Genomic DNA, 17,223 nt, shown 5'->3' with positions numbered 1-17,223 from the left:
CCTGCGCGGCGTGGTGGCGTTATACTATCAAAAATACGTATAGTAAAACGTCGACCGTCGGCTTATCTGACCGGCCGAATAATGGGCGCAGCGCGATTTCCCGCAAGCACGAGCGCACTGCGGAAAGGAGATTGGCGATGTGGCGCGCGGCTGCTCACGCCTGAGGCACGTTTCTCCGCTGCCCCCTATGGACCGCCATCCATTCCAGCCGCCGGCAATCGCCGGCATTGTCCATTCCCCTTGAGCCCGGCCCCGCGCCGGGCTTTTGCAATTCAGGAGGTTCGTATGCCCGAAGTCATTGAAACCATGGTCTACAAATTCGAGGAATTGTCGGAAAAAGCGAAGGAGGAAGCTCGCACCTGGTACCGCGAGGGCGGCTTTGACTACGAGTGGTACGAGTTTGTCTTCGAGGATTTCGGCCGAATATGCGAATGCCTTGGCGTTCGCCTTAAAACGTCGCCGGTCCATCTTGTTGGCGGCGGCACACGGGATGAGCCAAGAATACACTTCACGGGCTTCTGGTCTCAAGGAGACGGTGCGTCTTTCCAGGCACTCTACTCCTATCGAAAGGGCTCGCCCCGGGCGATCCGGGACTATGCGCCGAAGGATACGACGCTGCACGGGATTGCCGACGGCCTGCGGGCGATCCAGCGCCGCAACTTCTACCAGCTTCGGGCCGATGTCAGCCATTGCGGGAACTACTATCACGAGTATTGCATGGCGATCTCTGTCACGAGGGAAAGTCTCAACTATCAGGACATGACCGCTGACGCCGAGGATACGGTCATCGAGGCTCTGCGGGATCTCGCCCGTTGGCTCTACCGTCAGCTCGAAAGCGAATACAACGCGCTGAACTCGGACGAAATGGTCGACGAGACCATCGTGGCCAATGCCTACACCTTCACTGCGTCCGGTCGTCGGTTCGGCTAATCCGACGGCGGCGCTCCTCCCCCTAGATCCGGACGCGAGGGAGAGGGCGGCTACGGGCCGGGCGGCCCGGCTGAGGTAAAGAGAGCGCGCCTTCCCGTGACAAAGTCGGTGGCATCTGCCACCGGCGTCATGTCCGCGACCGGATATCCCGCCGTTCATACTTTTCATGAAAGGATTCAACGATGACCGACATCACGGTTTTCCCGATGCGAAATCTACCGGACGGTTCTGCGGAAACCGCCGAGCATCCGTTTTTCCCGGAATTCTGGGACGTAGCCGTTCAGGCGGAGGATGGCGACCTTCTCGACGAGGCGGTGGATCTGGCCACCACCGAGGAGGCTGAGGCAGCTGTCGATGCGTTCCTCCTGAAATATCCCGAGGCAAACGTCAGCTACGCCTGACAGATTCCGCCGTGTCGGCTGTGCCCGTGATGCACGCTGGCCGACGCTCCCGTCGCCCGAACGACGCGCCCCGCGGCCCCACTGAATTTTGAACGGACTCCCACAATGTTGACCCACGAAACCCCGCGGCTCCGAGCCGCCGGGCGGCAACGCCTTTTGCGCGCGCTGAGCGGACGCCTGCTCGCAGTATGCTTTGGGGCCGGGGTGGATTCGACGGCAATGCTGATCGCCCTGCGTCTCGCAGGCCTCCGGCCGCACGTCATCACCTTCGCAGACGTTGCCGCCGAAAAGCCCGAAACCATGGCCCATCTCGACCGGATCGGCGCAATCCTGGCCGAATGGGGCTGGCCGCCGATCATCGTCTGCCGGAAGGTGCCTCTCGCATCGACCGGCTACGACAACCTCTACGGCAACTGCATCGTAAACGAGACCCTGCCGTCGTTGGCCTTCGGCATGAAAAGCTGCTCGATAAAATGGAAGCAGAAGCCGCAGGATCAGGCGTTGAAGGGATCGCGATCCGGCCCGAACGCCGCGCCACCGCACCCGATCTGGATCGAGGCGCGGCAGACAGGAAAGCGGATCGTCAAGCTGATCGGCTATGACTGCGGCCGCGCCGACATGCGCCGTTCACGCAATCTCCCGGCGGCCGATGCCGATTTCGACTTCGCATATCCTCTACAGATCCTTGGGTGGTCGCGGGAGGATTGCATCGACGTCATCACAGAGGTTCTCGGCCCCGAATTTGTGCCGATCAAGTCGGCCTGCTTCTTCTGCCCGGCGAGCAAAATCTGGGAGCTTTTCTGGCTTGCCGCACATCATCCGGACCTTCTAGAGCAGGCGCTGTTTCTTGAGCGCAACGCGCTGACCGGCAAGCATAGCCGGTTCGATGAGATCGAGTTCGGCGCGTCCTGGGAGGACCTCGTGCGCAACGCCGACCGCTTCCCCAGTTCGAACACCACGGTCGGGCTGGGGCGCAATTTTTCATGGAACCAGTGGGCGCGTGTCAACGGCGTCGTCGATGACGATTTCCATGTTCGGCGGGGCGACGCCAACCGCGCTCGCTTTCTGGCATCCGCCAGCGCGCATTGTGGGCACGCTATGCCGGATGACGGGGCGGCGGGCGGGGCGGCTGGCGGGCCGAGAGAGAGGGGGGCGGCGGGCCGGTCGGCCCGGCTGAAGGTTGGAGAGAGCGCACAGCCGGTCGGGCTCACCTCCGCGCGCTCCACGGACCACCGCCATGAATGATCCTCCCCTATCCGCGCCTTCGGCTTCGTGCGGATGCGAACTGGCGCACCGTTGTGCGCGCCGCTGCCTGCCAGATCGATCGCGGAATTCGGCATGACCCTGCCTTCCGCTTCGCGCGCAAGCGCTTTTACCGCTCGATGCTCGCAGAGCATCGAACCGACGCCGCGAACTTGCCAACGCCTTCCGCCTTTGACGTCTCGTAGCCCGAGGTATCGCCCTCGCCGGCGACCGCGACGCCTCACCTGTCTGGTGCCGGATTCTCCCCCGATGCGGTCGGGCGTCTTCGCTTTCCCCTCCACAAAAAAGGAATTTCACAATGCCGCAGATCGCGACAAACGTACTCAGGATTCTCGGCGCTGCCGTCGTCGAAGGCTCGAAGGTATCCTTGGTCGACCAGCTCGATCACAAGCTCTATGTCGAGATCGACAAGGTCCTTCAGGCCGCCGGTGGAAAATGGAACCGCTCCGCGAAGGCCCATATTTTCGAAGGGGATGCCGCCGAAGCGCTGGATCCGATCCTGCTTACCGGCGAATATTCCCGCACCAAACAGGACTTCGGCCAGTTCGATACGCCTCAACCCCTTGCCGGCGATGTGGTCGACCGCGCCGACATCAGGCCGCAGATGCGGGTCCTCGAACCGAGCGCCGGGCTCGGGAACATCGCCGTGGAAGCAATCGCCGCCGGCGGACAGGTCCATACAATCGAGATCGACGCAACGCGATGCGCTCGCCTGGCGCTCAGGATCGCAGATCTCCACATGCCGGCGGCATCATTCTGCACTGGGCAACAGGCCGATTTCCTCCGTATCCAGCCCGATGCTTCCTATGACCGCGTCGTCATGAACCCGCCCTTCGCCGGGCAGGACGACATCCGTCACGTCATGCATGCTTTCAGGTTCCTCAAGCCCAATGGCCGGCTGGTCGCGATCATGTCCGCCGGTGTGCTGTTCAGAACCAACAAGCTGACGGCAGCGTTTTGCGATCTCGTCGCCGACAACGGCGGAGCCATCGAACCACTTCCGGACGGCTCTTTCCGTTCGTCGGGAACGACGGTCAATACCTGCATGCTCACCCTGACGGCGGGAGGTGGATATGCCTAAGAAACTCTGGTTGATCGACTGGCGCATCGAAGGGACCCTGCAAGTTCTCGCCGAGGATGCTGACGAAGCGCAGCAGCTTTTCGACAAGGGATTCGGATCTCCGAATTTCCTCGATCCTCTGCGTGATGGCGAGGTTTCGAACGACCCGCCGTACCGCAACGCCACCAGAAACCGAAAGGAAGGCCACGATGCAAAATCGGCGTAAACCCCGTCCCGGCCAGCCCGGCTTGCATCTTGCCCATTCGCTCTACTCGGCCGAGCTCGGCGCACATGACCCCGGGCGATATCGCCTGACGCCGCCCTGCGCGCCCGATCTCCCGGCTCTGGTGCAGCCGGGCATGCCTGTTCGCACATCGTATGGGACGGGCGGCATCGTCGTCGCGGTCGAAGGCCCGACCATCCATCGCGGGCAGGATGGTCGTGAATATCCGCATTTCACGATCATCTATGTTCCGGCGAAGCGGTTCGGCCGGCATTCCGCCGCTGACCATTGCTGGATCAATGAATGCGTCGCGGTCGGCGGCCGCATCCTGATGCTGCTCGAAGCCAATCGCGACGAGGTTTTCATCGACACAGGTCCGTCTGCGAAAGCCTGACGGCAGCGGGCCGCCGCCCGCACCTCATCTTCATTTTCCCTGTCAGGTCCGGTCCTCCGAAAGGAGCGCCGGGCCTCTCCACATTTCGGGAGCGCACGAGAACCCTGTCCTTCCTGAAACAATCCGTCGAGACCGCGCCTGCGTCGCCTGATTTCATATAGCAGATCCCGCTCTCTCATCACGTCAACACCGACCTGCTCTGCCGCCGGGCACATAGCGCCCGGCGGCGCAGACGCCTGCACTAATGGAGAAGCATGATGCAGAACAAAACCAATTCCGCCCGCGTCGAAAACGTGGTCGGCGCGCCTGTGTACGGTGCGAGGGCGGCCCCTCGCTTCACCATCGCGGAGCATGTGCACACGTCGAGGGGCATCCCGATCTTCATTTGCGTTGTTGACGACCGAATCGATCAGGCCGAATACCGCGCACTCCGAAATCAGGCGCGCAAGCAGGGGGGATGGTACTCCCGTCCCTGGGAAAACGCGCCGGGCGGTTTCGCATTCATGGATCGTGCCGCGGCCGAACGCTTTGCCGAGCCCGTAGGTCCGGACGACGCGGAGGAAGCCGATTCTGCCCACGAGCCGGTTCCTCCCATTGCCGCGAAACTACGCGCCCTGGCGGAGGATATGCGGTTCGAGATTGACACCAACCTGGCGGAACGCTCGACCAGCACGCCGAAACGGCGGTTCTATGCAGCCCTAGCCTGGGTTGATGGCCACCGCCTTTTGCGCACCCAGGCCGCATTGTCTGCGCTCGCCGACGCTCACATCGCCAAGACGGTTCCAACCGAGCTCTCCGATATCGAAAGGATATCGGAGGTCTATGATCGCATGGGCACTCTGTTTGATCGATCCTCGGCCGAATATTATGACATCGGAATCGACACTGGCGAGCCGCAGTGCGACACGGCCGCGGCGCGCGCTCTTTGGCGTCTGATCGGGACCGAAGATCCCGTCGATCCCTCGGCCGAGCTCCTCGAGCAGGATGGCATATTGACATCCGCAGACCGCGCCTCAGATGATGCAGCAGGGCTTCCGAAGATGCAGCGCCTCGTAATTCATAAGCAGCGGCTGCCGATCTTAGCGGCACGCACGGATGAGATCTCGATCCCGCACTCCTCGACCCGGAGGAACTCCAAGGCTTCGACACCGATGAAATCGAACTCGTGGAATGACTGTGCTCAGTTTGAACATCATGGGCGCCGATGCGCCCACAACAGAGGAGGACATCGCGTGTTTCCCATCACGAAGGAGCAACGCCGCGCCATTCATCTGAAATGGCAACAGGCCGATCAGGGCCTTTCCTATCGCGCTTTCAGGAAGCTTGCCATTCCCGTCACCGCTGCCGACGGAGCCGTTGCACTCCCCTGGTGCGGGATGTGGTTGTGTATAGAGGCCGACGGCTACACGCATAGCTAGGCGGCCAATCCGGCCATTGGACCGCGTTTCTCGCTTGCGCAGCTGAACCTCAATGATGCGCGGGTGTCCCGATAGCGGTGATCCAGCCGCATTTCCAGAAGTTCTATCCGATCGATCAAACACGGTATCCGCCGCGGCATGCCGTGCGGACCCGTGCGTGACCTTATTGCCAGAAGGAGGAATCCGATGAAAAGGACCGTTAGAAAGAGTAGGCTTAAGGAGGGATCGCTGGTGTCAAAGCCTTTGACGCTCCGACCCGGCGAAACATTCTATCTCGACGACACTCGCGACGCGCCTGGAGCTCGACAGCTTTCCGGCGCCGTTCAAGCGGCGATGATCAATTCGCGAACGCTGACGGACCGGCGGTTCATTACATCCCGGTGGACCGCGGAGCAACCGTCGCCAGCCTGCGCCAAGCCCATTCTGGCGATCACCCGCGTCGACTCTGTCGCATTCTGGCAGCCGTAGGCGACTGCCCGCAATTCACCTTCCTCCCTCCCAACCAGGCCCGGTGCTCCGCAAGGAGCGCCGGGCCTTTCTGCATTTTCAGGAGAGCAACATGAGCCTTTCAGCCATCGCCTGCCCACCCATCGCCGCGCCGGTCTTTTTGAATTTCCGCTCCGAAGTGGTCGCGCCCGTGTGTTTCGCCATCGTCTATTGGGACGGTCCGGGCGACACACTCTACGCCTTCGAGGACCCTGACGCCTTCGATCGCCAGCGCCTCTGCGCCGAACGCAACCTCGTCCATGTCCAGCAACTGTCCGCCGTCGAAGCCGCAGCGTGGATTGCTGCAGGCGGCAAGGCTGTCCTGCACGAAGTCTCGGTCGGAGGCGTTGCGGCATTCGGAAACCTCAAGGTCGCGCCCGGCTGAGGGCCGGGCGCCGCCGCCCATGCCGCCGAGAGGGAGAGAGGGGCCGGGAAGGGGTGACCTGGCGGGCCTGGAGAGCGCCCGGCGGTCGGCTCTTTCCCGCTCTCGATGAGGTTTCCCATGAACGCTCGGTCCTCCTTTGCCACGAACCCGTTTGCCATCGCGCCCCGCTTGCCCGAACAACGCAGCCGCGCCAGCAACATCTTTGCAGCCGGGGGTGCGCTCCTGCCCCTTCTCGAAGCGGGCCAGTCCATCACATCGGCCCACCTGCGCGCCGTCCTCACCACGGAATCCGGCGGCTCGGACGCCGAGGGATTTTGGTCGTGGAAAGACGCCTACGAGGCGACCGAAGTCGCTCAGGTGCTCTTCCTTCGCAAATTCGGCTCGGCCATATCCGCACGGACGAATACGCCGGAGGCGGCCCTTTCCATCCTGACCAGGCTCGCGTCGCTCAACCCGACGCACACGCGCCGATCCGAGGAAACCCAGAGGCTCCAGCAGTTTTCCACGCCCGTCGAACTCGCCTATGTCGCAGCAAGGGCCGCCTCCATCATGGCGGACGACGTCCTGCTTGAGCCGTCCGCCGGGACCGGCCTCATGGCGATCTTCGGCGAACTCTCCCACGCGCGCCTCGTTCTCAACGAATATGCGCCGGTCCGTCATTCCCTCCTCGAACATCTGTTTCCCGGAACACCGGTCACGCACCACGACGCGGCCCATCTCGACGACTATCTCGATCGCGTCGCCCGTCCCACCGTCGTGCTGATGAACCCGCCGTTCTCGGCCGGCGTGCATGTGGAGGGGCGCATGGCCGATGCGGCGTGGCGGCATCTCACCTCGGCTTTCGCCCGCCTCGCGCCCGGCGGCCGCCTGGTTGCCATCACCGGCTCCAGCCTTTCTCCCGATAATCCGAAGTGGCGTGACGCCTTCGTTCGCTTGCAGGAGCGCGGTACGGTCGTGTTCAGCGCCGGGATCGCAGGCAGCATCTTTGCCCGTCACGGCACGACGATGGAAACCCGGCTGACGGTCATCGACAAGATTGCGGCTGCCGAGCCGACGAAGCTGGTCGCAAGCATGGGTGTCGCACCCAACCTCACCACATTGCTGTCCTGGATCTCGGGCCTGCCACCGCGCTCTCCGACGACCGCATCGAACTCCATCGGCGCGCTCTCCAACGGCATTCTGCGCGCCTGCGCCGCGAAGATGGCCGCGCGCAAGGCCGCCGAGACACTGCGCCCCGCCGCGGTGGCCGGATTGCGGTCGCGCCCCGCGCTCTCTCCCAGCGCACCGAACCGGGCGTCATTGACCCCCGCGCCCGTCCATGACGAGATCGTCGAACTCGCCTACGAGCTACGCGATACGCCGACGTCGACGAGGCTGGATGTCGCCGATGGCATCTACGAACCCTATGAGCTCCGGGCGATCCGCATTCCGGACGCCAGGCCGCATCCCGACAAGCTGGTCGAGTCCGTCGCCATGGCGTCGGTCGCGCCGCCCAAGCCCAGCTATCGGCCGCACCTCCCCAAGAATGTGATCATCACCGGCGATCTTTCGGACGCCCAGCTCGAAAGTGTGATCTATGCCGGCGAAGCCCATTCGGGCCATCTCGCCGGCTTTTGGAAAGTCGATGCCTCCTTCGACAATCTCACAGCCGTAAGCCCTGAAACCGAAGGCGCGGTGCGATATCGTCGAGGATGGTTTTTGGGCGACGGCACGGGAGCCGGGAAGGGTCGGCAGGCCGCGGGCATCATTCTCGACAATTGGCTGAAGGGCCGCCGGCGGCACGTCTGGATCTCGAAATCCGAGACCTTGATCGAAGATGCCCAGCGCGACTGGAGCGCGCTCGGCCAGGAGAAGCTGCTGGTCACGCCCCTGTCGCGCTTCCGGCAGGGCAAGCCGATCAAGCTGGACGAGGGCATCCTGTTCGTGACCTTCGCAACGCTCCGCAGCGACGAGCGCGAGGGCAAGCGGTCGCGCGTCCAGCAGATCGTCGACTGGCTCTGCGAGGGCGAGGATAAAGGGGGCACAGTCGATGAAGCCAGGATCTTCGACGGCGTCATCGTCTTCGACGAAGGCCATGCCATGGCCAATGCCGCGGGCGGAAAAACCGACCGTGGCGACAAGGCGGCCTCGCAGCAGGGCCGCGCCGGCCTTCGCCTTCAGCGCGCCTTGCCCGATGCACGCGTCGTCTATGTCTCGGCGACGGGTGCATCCGAGGTCGAGTCGCTCGCCTATGCGGAACGGCTCGGTCTTTGGGGCAGCGCCGACTTCCCCTTCGCCACGCGCAGCGAGTTCATTGCCGCCGTCGAGGATGGCGGCGTCGCGACCATGGAGGTGCTCGCCCGCGACCTCAAGGCGATGGGGCTTTATGCCTCTCGCTCGTTGTCGTTCGAGGGCGTCGAATACGAGATCCTCGAACATGCGCTGACCGAGGAGCAGGTCCGCATCTACGACTCCTATGCCGAAGCCTACCAGGTCATCCACAATCGGCTGGACCAGGCGCTGGAAGCCTGCAGCATCACCTCGGCGACTGGAACGCTCAACAAAAACGCCAAAGCCGCGGCGCGTTCCGCCTTCGAGAGCACGAAGCAGCGTTTCTTCAATCATCTTTTGACGAGCATGAAGACCCCGACGCTGATCGGCACGATCAACGAGGACGTGGCGGAGGGCCACGCCGCCATCGTCCAGCTGATTTCGACGGGACAGTCGATAACCGAACGCCGGCTTGCGGAAATCCCGACAGAGGAATGGAACGACATCCAGGTCGACGTGACCCCGCGCGAGATCGTCGCGGAGTACCTGATGAACTCGTTCCCGACCCAGCTCTTCGAGGAATATTCGGACAACGAGGGCAATCTGCTTTCCCGACCTGCCTATGACGGCGACGGCAATCCGGTCTTGTGCCGCGAGGCCGTCGCCCGCCGTGACGAATTGCTGGAAAAACTCGGTAGCCTGCCGGCGATCCCGGCCGCGCTCGACCAGATCGTCCAGCATTTCGGGGCGGACAAGGTTGCCGAGATCACCGGGCGCTCCCGTCGTATCGTTCGCCGGGATGGTGACGGTGCCTTTGCACGCTTCGCCGTCGAGAGCCGGCCGGGCAGCGCCAATCTCGACGAGACGCGCGCGTTCATGGACGACCAGAAACCGATCCTGATCTTTTCGGAAGCCGGTGGAACCGGGCGTTCCTATCATGCCGATCTCGGCGCGAAGAACCAGCGCCAGCGCCTGCACAACCTCCTCGAAGCCGGCTGGCGCGCCGATGTCGCGATCCAGGGCCTCGGGCGCAGCCATCGCACCAACCAGGCCCAGCCGCCGCGCTTCCGGATGGTCGCGACCGACGTGAAGGCCGAGCGCCGCTTCCTGTCGACGATCGCCCGGCGGCTCGACACGCTCGGCGCGATCACCCGTGGCCAGCGCCAGACCGGCGGGCAGGGCATGTTCCGCAGCGAGGACAATCTCGAATCCCAATACGCCCGCGATGCGCTCAGGCAATTCTACAAGCGCGTCCATAGCGGCGCGGTCGCCGGCTGCTCGCTGGAAACCTTCGAGACGATCACGGGCCTCTCACTCTGCGACGAGGAAGGGGGACTGAAGGATGAATTGCCGCCGATTCACACCTTCCTCAATCGCATGCTGGCGCTGACCATCACCATGCAAAACGTGCTGTTCGAGTCCTTCGAGGAACTGCTGGCAGCCCGCATCGAGGGCGCGATTGCCGCCGGCGTCTACGACAAGGGCCTGGAGACGCTGACGGCCGATCGCATGACGCTGAAGCATCGCAAGCTGGTCTACACTCATCCGGTCACGGGCGCGCAGTCGCACCTGCTGACCATCGAGCGCATGGACCGCAACCGGCCGATGCTCCTTGAGGATGCCCTTCATCTGGTAGCGCGAGATCCGCGCGCGAAGCTGATGATCAACGGAAAGTCCGATCGCGCCGCGGTCATGGCGCCGACGCGCTCCATCATGCTCGACGACGGCTCCGTGCAGCCGCGCGTCGCCCTGATCCGGCCGATGGACGAACTGCGCTTCGAGGTCCGCCAGCTTGAGGAGACGAACTGGGAGGAAGCGGACGAACAGGTGTTCGCCGCTGCCTGGAATGCTGAGGTTGCCAATGTGCCGGAATTCTCGACCTCGACGTTGCATGTCGTCTCGGGCCTGCTGCTGCCGATCTGGAAGCTGCTGCCGCAAGATTATTGCCGGGTCTATCGCCTGCAAACCGACGATGGCGAGCGCATCGTCGGCCGCGTGATCGCGCCTGCCGGCCTTTCACGGCTGTGCAACAATTTCGGGATCGACCGGAGCGAGGTGCTCGACCCGGAGCAGGCGTGGAGATCGGTGGTCGATGGCTCCTCCATCATCAGCCTTGCCGGTGAGATGACGTTGCGCCGCGTCCGGGTCATGAGTGACAATCGCGTCGAATTGACCGGCTTTACGGACGGCATGCGTGACTGGTTACGCTCCATCGGGCTGTTTTCGGAGATGATCGCATGGAAGCTGCGCTTCTTCATTCCGGTCACCGATGAAGGCGCTGCGATCCTTTCGCGCCTGATGCAGCGTCATCGCTTGCTCGATGTCGTCAGCCGGCACTGAAGGAGGACCGCTATGCTCTCGGCCTCCGAACTGGCGAACCGTCTCGCGCGCGATGCCGAGGCGGTCTGCCGGCATTATCTCTCCGCCGGCCGCAGGGCCGGCAACTACTGGATCGTCGGCGATACCGCCAACAGCAAGGGCAAGTCGCTCTATGTCCACCTCACCGGCCCGCGCGCCGGCCGGTGGGCCGACGGAGCCACGGCCGAGTATGGGGACCTGCTCGATCTCGTGCGCGAGACCTGCGGGCTGGTCGATTTCCGCGACGTTGCCGACGAAGCTCGGCGTTTCCTTAACGAGCCCCGTCCCGATCCGGCGGCGTCCCGCAGGGACGACGCCCGAACCGATCCGCCGGTCGACAGACCGGCAGACGAGCGCGCGCAGCGCCTGTTTCGCATGTCGCAGCCGCTGGCGGGGACTTTGGCGGACAGCTATCTGCGGCAGCGGGGCATCGTGCGGGCATCCCTGCATCCGTCGCTTCGCTATCATCCGTGCTGCTACTATCGCGATCTCGTGTCAGGCCGGACGACGAGTTTTCCCGCGCTGATCGCAGCCGTGACCGATCCCGGCGGCACGATCACCGGCGTGCATCGCACCTGGCTCGATCCCGACGGTTGCGGCAAGGCACAGGTCGAGGATCCGCGCCGCGCGCTTGGCGGTCTGCTCGGCAATGCGGTCCGCTTCGCCTTTCCTGTCTGCGGTCCCGTGCCTGTCATGGCGGCCGGCGAAGGTCTCGAAAGCATCCTGTCGCTGTCGCACGTCATGCCCGCCATGCCAATGGTCTCGGCGCTGACGGCCAATCACCTCGCGGCCTTCGAGCTGCCGCCTGAATGCGTGCGCCTCTACATCGCCGCGGACGCGGATGCAGCTGGCCGCAACGGCATCGAGCGACTGAGCCGCCGAGCGCAGGCTCGCGGGATCCTGCCGCTGGTGCTCGCTCCGGAACTCGGCGACTTCAACGACGATCTGCGGCTGGACCCGAGCCGGCTCATCGCCAGTCTCCGCGCACAGCTCGCCCCGGAGGACGCTACCGTCTTCCTGCCGTCGTGATGAGGCGGTGATGGGGAGATGCGGCGGGGCGGGAGCGTCAGAGGGGAGGGCAGGGCATGCCGGTCGCCGCACGGAGGAGCGCCCGCCCGCGGGCCTGCCGAGAGGCGACCCTTACCATCCGGCGTTCGGGCCTCCAACCGCCGGGGCCCCAAGTTTTTTCCCCGCGCCGGCGGAGCCGGCGCTCCTCGCGAAGCAAAAAACCTGTCCCCGGCGGCCCGGCGCTGCGCTGGGCCGCGGCGCGAGCGCCGCGGTTCCGGCCCGCTCGCCGGATGGAAGGGATCGCCGTCAGGCCGCGAGAGGCGCGGCCCCAACCGACGGAGACTATCATGAACGTCCTGCTTCCCATCGATGCCGCTGCCGAACCCCACGCCTCGTCCCCGACCGACCGCATCATCTACGAGATGCAGGTCTACGGTTATCGTCCCTTCCAGGACGAGCCGGACCCGCGCCCCCTGCCGGAGGAGCCGGTCGTCCAGTCCGCGCTGACCGCGATGTTCGACGCCATGTTCGAGATGCTCGGCGACACGCGCCTGGAACCCGATCTCGAAGACATGCTCTGGTCGACCGTCAATCTCTTCCACCGTGCCGGCGAGCGCATCCAGCGCGAGCTTCAGCGCAACGAGGACTCCCAGCGCAACGGACAGCGGGAGCAGGATGGATCGGAGGTGAAAAGCGTCGAGCTCGAACGCCATATCATGGAGGGCATCTCGCTCCTCGAGCGCCGCAACGCCTTCGAGTTCATGCGCGATTTCGCCAGTGACCTCTTCGAGGCCCAGACCGGCTCGACATGGCGGCCGCGAACCGGCTCCAAGGTCAATCACGCCAACATGACCGCGGCGATGATCGACTCCAGAGACTTCCTTTCTGCCCGCCGGCGCGCCGAGACCGAGGTTCTGATCCCGGCCGGCACCAAGATCGCCTTCGGAGGCGGCCTGGACTACAACGATCACGAGCGGATCTGGGCCGCCCTCGACAAGGCGCTCGCCAAGCACGCCGACATGGTGCTGCTGCACGGCGGCTCGCCGAAGGGCGCTGAACGCATCGCAGCGTGCTGGGCCGAATCCCGCGGCGTGACGCAGGTCGCCTTTAAGCCGAACTGGAGCAAGCACGCGAAAGCTGCTCCGTTCCGTCGCAACGACGAGATGCTCTCCGTGATGCCGGCAGGCGTCATCGTCTTCCCTGGCTCCGGCATCACCGAAAACCTGCGCGACAAGGCCCGCCGCTTCGGCATCACCGTCTGGGAACTGAAAGGAGAGGGCGCGTGAGCGCCCTTTCTCTCTTCAGGCTCTTTTCCGCCGGGCGTTCAGCCCGGCGTCGAAGCGTCCCTAGCGCTTCGGGCGAGGATGCCCCATCAGGCTCTCATATTCGCGGTCGGTCAATCGTTCGACGGTGCGCAGCTGCGCGGGAATGTCCATCCGTTCGTGGAGAACAGCGGCGACGACAAAAGTCGCGTCGTCCACAACGATATAGGCAGCATAGTGATGCTCGATCTTGTGGAGGCGGAACAGGGAATGGCCCACCCGCTCGTCCTTCTTCCTACGCACGCGGGCATAGGCTTCGGGAATCTCCTCGAAGCCTTTCCGAAGCAGGCGTCCATAGGCTTTCGCCTGCTGCGGCGACCAGATGCGCGCCGTCTCGCGGATCGCGAGGCGGTAGTTTTCCAACGCCGTCGGCAGGATAAGGATGCGGGGAGCCACTAACGCAGCTCTTCGTCCAGTTCCGCGTCGACGGCGTCCAGGTCGGACAGGGGCAGCATCTCCCCGCGCCGGAACTCTTCCTCCGCCTTCAGCAAGGAGCGGACCGCATATCGGCGGTCTTCCTCGCGCGCCATGTCCTCGCGGATCAGCGCGCGCACATATTCACTCGGCGTCGTGTATTGGTTCTTGCCGTTTGCGCGCATATCGACGAAGGCGCGCATTTCATCGGGCAAACTCACATGCAGGCTGCTGGTCATCGCCGCGCCCTCCCGGTTGGAATTGTCGAGGCGGATTTTCCCGCACCGGGACCTCAATGTCAATATTTGACATCGGGCTGGCGCTGCCGGCGTTGGCCACGATCCTCATCAGACGACTGGCACGGTCGGTTCCCGCTATCTCCCCGCGCAGCAAGCGCCGGCCGAAGGCCGGCCCGACCATCTGCCGGCCCGCGGAACGGCTTCGCCGTTCCGCTCCTTCGAGACGATGCGGTCGCCTAGAGGGAAGAGTTAGGCCAGGAGGGGGAGGGCTGTTGGTGGAAAAAGGAGAGCGACCATGGCGATGATATTCGTAGGCGGATCACGCGACATATTCGAACTGCCGGAACCGGTGATAGCGCGCATCGGCGCGATGATCGCCGCCGAGCATGGCGTGCTGGTCGGCGACGCGCCCGGAGCCGATGCGGAGGCGCAGAGCCTGCTCGCCGGCTATGGCTATGAGCATGTCGGCGTCTTCCATGCCGGCAGCGAGCCGCGCAACAATCTGGGCGACTGGGCGGCATATCACCGGCCCGCGCCCGGCGGCGCGCATGGCTACGCCTTTCATGCCGAAAAAGACCGCGAGATGGCGCGGCGCGCCGATTACGGACTGATGGTCTGGGATGGCGCTTCGCCGGGAACCTGCCTCAACATGCTGCGCCTTGCGGCAGCCGGCTCGCCCTGCGTCGTCTACGACACGATGCGCAGCGCGACGTTCACGCTTCGGAACGTTCCCGATTGGCATGAGATGCTGCGCAATGCCGGCCGGGATCTGGTGGGGCGGATCGAGGCACGAATGACCGCCGAGGAACGCGATCTCGCCAAGGGGAGATGACACGCCTGTTCGGCGGGTGGCGTGTCCGCCCGCCGAACAGGCGACAGCACGCCGGCGTTTGCCGATGGTCCCCGTGGCTTCCCGCCGCCCGTCAGGAAGCCGGCCCCTTGCGGGACCAGTCCGCTCGGCCTCTCCGGTGTCGTGCGCAGAAAGATCGTCTTCTCGCCTTCTTCGCCGCCGGGGCGACGGCCAGGACCGATGCGGAAGATAACGCCCGTCTCGAAGACCTCCATCCGGGACGAGACGCGGCATATCGGACCCGCTGCACGTCTCAACCTGGTCCCAACCCACGCCGTCGAACGCCGGGCGCTTGCGATGACGGCGGCACCCCGGAGCGCCCTCGCGGGGTGGCCGTGCGGGAAGGGCGGCGAAGGCAATGGCCGGCAGACCGACAGGCAAAGGCGCATCCACGAGCAGGTCTGGGCGCTGGCGGAGAGCCTGCAAGTCGGGACGCCACGGCAGGCATCGCCTCCGGTTCCACCCGGCCCGTTCCCATTGATGCCGACTTTGTAGAGGACTGCCTGCTTTTGCGGCCAACCCCTGAAGGGGTAAGACTCGACAGAAATTTTTGCAAAATTCGATTTCGGTTTGTCCGCTTTGGCGGCAAATCGAATTTTGCAAAATTTTCCGCCGAGCTGACCGCAGCAGATCAGCCCTCTCCTTTGCCGCCATCGGGAACGGTCCCGATGGAACCGAAGGAGAACTACCATGGCATCCACGATCGCAAACCTCACCACCAAGACCGACGGCTCGATGGAAGGCGTCTTCGCCACGCTCCGCGTCAATGCCCCGATCGCCGTCCTCCCCAACGCCCACAAGTCCCGCGAGGACGCCCCGGACTACCGCGTCATCAACAAGCGCACCGGGTTCGAGATCGGCGCGGGCTGGAACCGGGTCTCGCCGCGCAGCGGGGCAGAATACGTCTCGATCCGGATGGAGGCCCCCGAGATCGGCGTCATCTTCGGGAACCTGGCCCCCGCACCCGGCGGCGAAGAAGGCAAGAAGGTGCTCCTCTGGAACAACCCGGAGTGACCCGAACCGAACCGGCCCCGCAAGGGGCCGGCTTCCTCGCGTGCTTCCAGCCACGATCGCGAACCGGCGCGCATGTCAGGGTGCCCCACGAGAGGAAGGTCTGTCTGCTCAGAAGACCAAGTCTGCCATGACGGAGCGGCGCGCGTCAAAACCGCGCGGTACCCCCAATTTTTCCGCCGAACCGCTGAAGCGGCTCGACAAAAAAATCGGCTCCCCCACGCGCGAGCCGCTAAAGCGGGTTTTGACCCGCACCGCTCCGTCATGGCCGACACCGTCATCTTTCACATCAACAAGGAGATGACGACGATGACGATGACCCTCGAAAACCACATCGAAGAACTGCGCCGCGAAGCGAACCACTGCGACCCGGCTGAGCGCGCCCAGATCGAGGCCGAGCTGGAACAGGCCCGCGCCGAACTGGCCGCGCTCATCGCCGCCGAAGACGCCGAGCCTCCCCACTGAGGGAGGCTTTTGCCTTGAACGATGGGGCCGACGCGCCGGATCGACCGGCGCCTCGGCCCGAGGCTGCGCCTCACCCTAACGTCGCCATCTTCACCAAGGATCACCCGCCCTTCAGTGCCTCAGTGTGTCTTGCCCGGTATCCATGGGCACGCCTCTCCCGAAGCAGGTCGAGAAACAGCGCGACAGCATCTTCCTCCGGCTCGAAATGATGCACCATTGTCCGCCCCAGCGTCCCGATTCTGCCCCAGCGACGCAGCAGACGCGGCGTCCCGAACAGGGTTGGTTCGATCGCGAGCGTATAGAACCGTGCCATGTTCCGGTCAGGATCCACGCGCTCGACATAGAGGTGATAGGGCTGGATGAGCATTGTCGGAGAATCGCCGGTCCAGCTTCCGGCGTCCAACGACAGTTTCGAATCGATCCCGATGCTCCGATTCATTTTCGTGATGGTTGGTCACTCAGGATAGCGGGTGATTTGGGCGAGCCGGCCTGCGGCCGACCGCGTGCTATTCGCTACGCTCACGGAGCCCGCAAGCGGTCTCCGCCCATGCGGGTAACGCCCACATCTCGCAGGATGAACCGTCCGGATCGACCGGCCGCTTCATCACGAGGGGATTCCCCTCGATCTCCCCCCGGCTGGTCGCCGGATGCGGACCGCGCCCCAGGGGCGCGGGGGTTCTTCTTCTGACGTCCAACTATACGCCAGCCCAACGGGCCTCAAGGACGGCGCGGATAGGCTGATTTTC

General features: G+C 64.3%; 18 protein-coding genes. 15 read left to right on the top strand and 3 right to left on the bottom strand.

The window, feature by feature from the left end:
• Nucleotides 1-285 precede the first annotated feature (285 nt).
• The 12 genes from GB927_RS28215 (at nt 286) to GB927_RS28160 (ending at nt 13,462) form a co-directional block, all read left to right on the top strand.
• The gene (locus GB927_RS28215; RefSeq protein ID WP_256120556.1) at nt 286-930 is read left to right on the top strand and encodes a DUF8835 domain-containing pootine; all 645 of its coding nucleotides are present in this window, start codon (nt 286-288) and stop codon (nt 928-930) included.
• A 182-nt stretch (nt 931-1,112) separates the two neighbouring features.
• Nucleotides 1,113-1,331, top strand: a complete 219-nt coding sequence (locus GB927_RS28210; protein WP_256120555.1) for a hypothetical protein — start codon at nt 1,113-1,115, stop codon at nt 1,329-1,331.
• Nucleotides 1,332-1,436: 105 nt separating this feature from the next.
• Nucleotides 1,437-2,576: a hypothetical protein gene (locus tag GB927_RS28205; RefSeq protein WP_256120554.1), complete on the top strand. Its 1,140-nt coding sequence runs from the start codon at nt 1,437-1,439 to the stop codon at nt 2,574-2,576.
• Nucleotides 2,573-2,779, top strand: a complete 207-nt coding sequence (locus GB927_RS28200) for a hypothetical protein (RefSeq protein WP_256120553.1) — start codon at nt 2,573-2,575, stop codon at nt 2,777-2,779. The genes GB927_RS28205 and GB927_RS28200 overlap by 4 nt, the downstream gene beginning before the upstream one ends.
• 113 nt (nt 2,780-2,892) lie before the next feature.
• On the top strand, nt 2,893-3,675 hold the full coding sequence (locus tag GB927_RS28195) for an RsmD family RNA methyltransferase (protein ID WP_256120552.1): 783 nt from the start codon (nt 2,893-2,895) through the stop codon (nt 3,673-3,675).
• The gene (locus tag GB927_RS28190) at nt 3,668-3,880 is read left to right on the top strand and encodes a hypothetical protein (RefSeq protein WP_256120551.1); all 213 of its coding nucleotides are present in this window, start codon (nt 3,668-3,670) and stop codon (nt 3,878-3,880) included. Before GB927_RS28195 ends, GB927_RS28190 begins: the two co-directional genes overlap by 8 nt.
• Nucleotides 3,864-4,271 carry a hypothetical protein gene (locus GB927_RS28185; protein ID WP_256120550.1) on the top strand — a complete coding sequence of 136 codons (408 nt, stop codon included), beginning with the start codon at nt 3,864-3,866 and terminating at the stop codon, nt 4,269-4,271. Before GB927_RS28190 ends, GB927_RS28185 begins: the two co-directional genes overlap by 17 nt.
• A 257-nt stretch (nt 4,272-4,528) precedes the next feature.
• Nucleotides 4,529-5,689 (top strand): hypothetical protein, encoded by a 1,161-nt coding sequence (locus GB927_RS28180; protein WP_256120549.1) that lies wholly within the window; start codon nt 4,529-4,531, stop codon nt 5,687-5,689.
• Nucleotides 5,690-6,248: 559 nt separating this feature from the next.
• Nucleotides 6,249-6,560, top strand: coding sequence for a hypothetical protein (locus tag GB927_RS28175; protein ID WP_256120548.1), 312 nt, complete (start codon nt 6,249-6,251; stop codon nt 6,558-6,560).
• Between the two features lie 117 nt (nt 6,561-6,677).
• Entirely contained in the window at nt 6,678-11,150 is a 4,473-nt protein-coding gene (locus GB927_RS28170; RefSeq protein ID WP_256120547.1) for a bifunctional class I SAM-dependent methyltransferase/DEAD/DEAH box helicase, read from the top strand.
• A gap of 12 nt (nt 11,151-11,162) precedes the next feature.
• Nucleotides 11,163-12,197 (top strand): DUF7146 domain-containing protein, encoded by a 1,035-nt coding sequence (locus GB927_RS28165; RefSeq protein WP_256120546.1) that lies wholly within the window; start codon nt 11,163-11,165, stop codon nt 12,195-12,197.
• Between the two features lie 326 nt (nt 12,198-12,523).
• On the top strand, nt 12,524-13,462 hold the full coding sequence (locus GB927_RS28160; protein WP_256120545.1) for a DUF2493 domain-containing protein: 939 nt from the start codon (nt 12,524-12,526) through the stop codon (nt 13,460-13,462).
• 60 nt (nt 13,463-13,522) lie between these two features.
• On the opposite strand, the gene GB927_RS28155 is transcribed toward GB927_RS28160, so the two are convergent.
• Together GB927_RS28155 and GB927_RS28150 are read right to left on the bottom strand one after the other, a co-directional pair.
• Complete coding sequence (locus GB927_RS28155; protein WP_256120544.1) at nt 13,523-13,894, bottom strand: type II toxin-antitoxin system RelE/ParE family toxin; 372 nt, start codon at nt 13,892-13,894, stop codon at nt 13,523-13,525.
• Nucleotides 13,894-14,151 carry a ribbon-helix-helix domain-containing protein gene (locus GB927_RS28150; RefSeq protein ID WP_256120543.1) on the bottom strand — a complete coding sequence of 86 codons (258 nt, stop codon included), beginning with the start codon at nt 14,149-14,151 and terminating at the stop codon, nt 13,894-13,896. Before GB927_RS28150 ends, GB927_RS28155 begins: the two co-directional genes overlap by 1 nt.
• 295 nt (nt 14,152-14,446) lie before the next feature.
• On the opposite strand from GB927_RS28150, the gene GB927_RS28145 reads away from it, so the two are divergent.
• The 3 genes from GB927_RS28145 (at nt 14,447) to GB927_RS28135 (ending at nt 16,477) form a co-directional block, all read left to right on the top strand.
• Complete coding sequence (locus GB927_RS28145) at nt 14,447-14,983, top strand: hypothetical protein (protein WP_006472598.1); 537 nt, start codon at nt 14,447-14,449, stop codon at nt 14,981-14,983.
• A gap of 708 nt (nt 14,984-15,691) precedes the next feature.
• The gene (locus GB927_RS28140; RefSeq protein WP_006472600.1) at nt 15,692-16,015 is read left to right on the top strand and encodes a DUF736 domain-containing protein; all 324 of its coding nucleotides are present in this window, start codon (nt 15,692-15,694) and stop codon (nt 16,013-16,015) included.
• A 261-nt stretch (nt 16,016-16,276) separates the two neighbouring features.
• Complete coding sequence (locus tag GB927_RS28135) at nt 16,277-16,477, top strand: hypothetical protein (RefSeq protein ID WP_006472601.1); 201 nt, start codon at nt 16,277-16,279, stop codon at nt 16,475-16,477.
• Between the two features lie 100 nt (nt 16,478-16,577).
• Here GB927_RS28135 and GB927_RS28130 read toward each other — a convergent pair whose 3' ends face one another.
• The gene (locus tag GB927_RS28130; RefSeq protein ID WP_439655542.1) at nt 16,578-16,844 is read right to left on the bottom strand and encodes a WGR domain-containing protein; all 267 of its coding nucleotides are present in this window, start codon (nt 16,842-16,844) and stop codon (nt 16,578-16,580) included.
• Between the last annotated feature and the right edge of the window lie 379 nt (nt 16,845-17,223).

The organism is Shinella lacus, from assembly GCF_010994755.1.
Lineage (GTDB): Bacteria > Pseudomonadota > Alphaproteobacteria > Rhizobiales > Rhizobiaceae > Shinella > Shinella lacus.
The sequence above is the reverse complement of the archived record's forward strand: the minus strand, read 5'-3'. Positions and strand labels throughout refer to the sequence as shown.

Excerpts from the sequence above, each read along its gene's own strand:
- GB927_RS28150 (WP_256120543.1), bottom strand. The coding sequence starts at position 14,151 with ATGACCAGCAGCCTGCATGTGAGTTTGCCCGATGAAATGCGCGCCTTC.
- GB927_RS28215 (WP_256120556.1), top strand. The coding sequence starts at position 286 with ATGCCCGAAGTCATTGAAACCATGGTCTACAAATTCGAGGAATTGTCG.
- GB927_RS28185 (WP_256120550.1), top strand. The coding sequence starts at position 3,864 with ATGCAAAATCGGCGTAAACCCCGTCCCGGCCAGCCCGGCTTGCATCTT.
- GB927_RS28160 (WP_256120545.1), top strand. The coding sequence starts at position 12,524 with ATGAACGTCCTGCTTCCCATCGATGCCGCTGCCGAACCCCACGCCTCG.
- GB927_RS28180 (WP_256120549.1), top strand. The coding sequence starts at position 4,529 with ATGCAGAACAAAACCAATTCCGCCCGCGTCGAAAACGTGGTCGGCGCG.
- GB927_RS28195 (WP_256120552.1), top strand. The coding sequence starts at position 2,893 with ATGCCGCAGATCGCGACAAACGTACTCAGGATTCTCGGCGCTGCCGTC.
- GB927_RS28165 (WP_256120546.1), top strand. The coding sequence starts at position 11,163 with ATGCTCTCGGCCTCCGAACTGGCGAACCGTCTCGCGCGCGATGCCGAG.
- GB927_RS28135 (WP_006472601.1), top strand. The coding sequence starts at position 16,277 with ATGGCCGACACCGTCATCTTTCACATCAACAAGGAGATGACGACGATG.
- GB927_RS28210 (WP_256120555.1), top strand. The coding sequence starts at position 1,113 with ATGACCGACATCACGGTTTTCCCGATGCGAAATCTACCGGACGGTTCT.
- GB927_RS28140 (WP_006472600.1), top strand. The coding sequence starts at position 15,692 with ATGGCATCCACGATCGCAAACCTCACCACCAAGACCGACGGCTCGATG.
- GB927_RS28130 (WP_439655542.1), bottom strand. The coding sequence starts at position 16,844 with ATGCTCATCCAGCCCTATCACCTCTATGTCGAGCGCGTGGATCCTGAC.
- GB927_RS28205 (WP_256120554.1), top strand. The coding sequence starts at position 1,437 with ATGTTGACCCACGAAACCCCGCGGCTCCGAGCCGCCGGGCGGCAACGC.
- GB927_RS28175 (WP_256120548.1), top strand. The coding sequence starts at position 6,249 with ATGAGCCTTTCAGCCATCGCCTGCCCACCCATCGCCGCGCCGGTCTTT.
- GB927_RS28200 (WP_256120553.1), top strand. The coding sequence starts at position 2,573 with ATGATCCTCCCCTATCCGCGCCTTCGGCTTCGTGCGGATGCGAACTGG.
- GB927_RS28145 (WP_006472598.1), top strand. The coding sequence starts at position 14,447 with ATGGCGATGATATTCGTAGGCGGATCACGCGACATATTCGAACTGCCG.
- GB927_RS28170 (WP_256120547.1), top strand. The coding sequence starts at position 6,678 with ATGAACGCTCGGTCCTCCTTTGCCACGAACCCGTTTGCCATCGCGCCC.
- GB927_RS28190 (WP_256120551.1), top strand. The coding sequence starts at position 3,668 with ATGCCTAAGAAACTCTGGTTGATCGACTGGCGCATCGAAGGGACCCTG.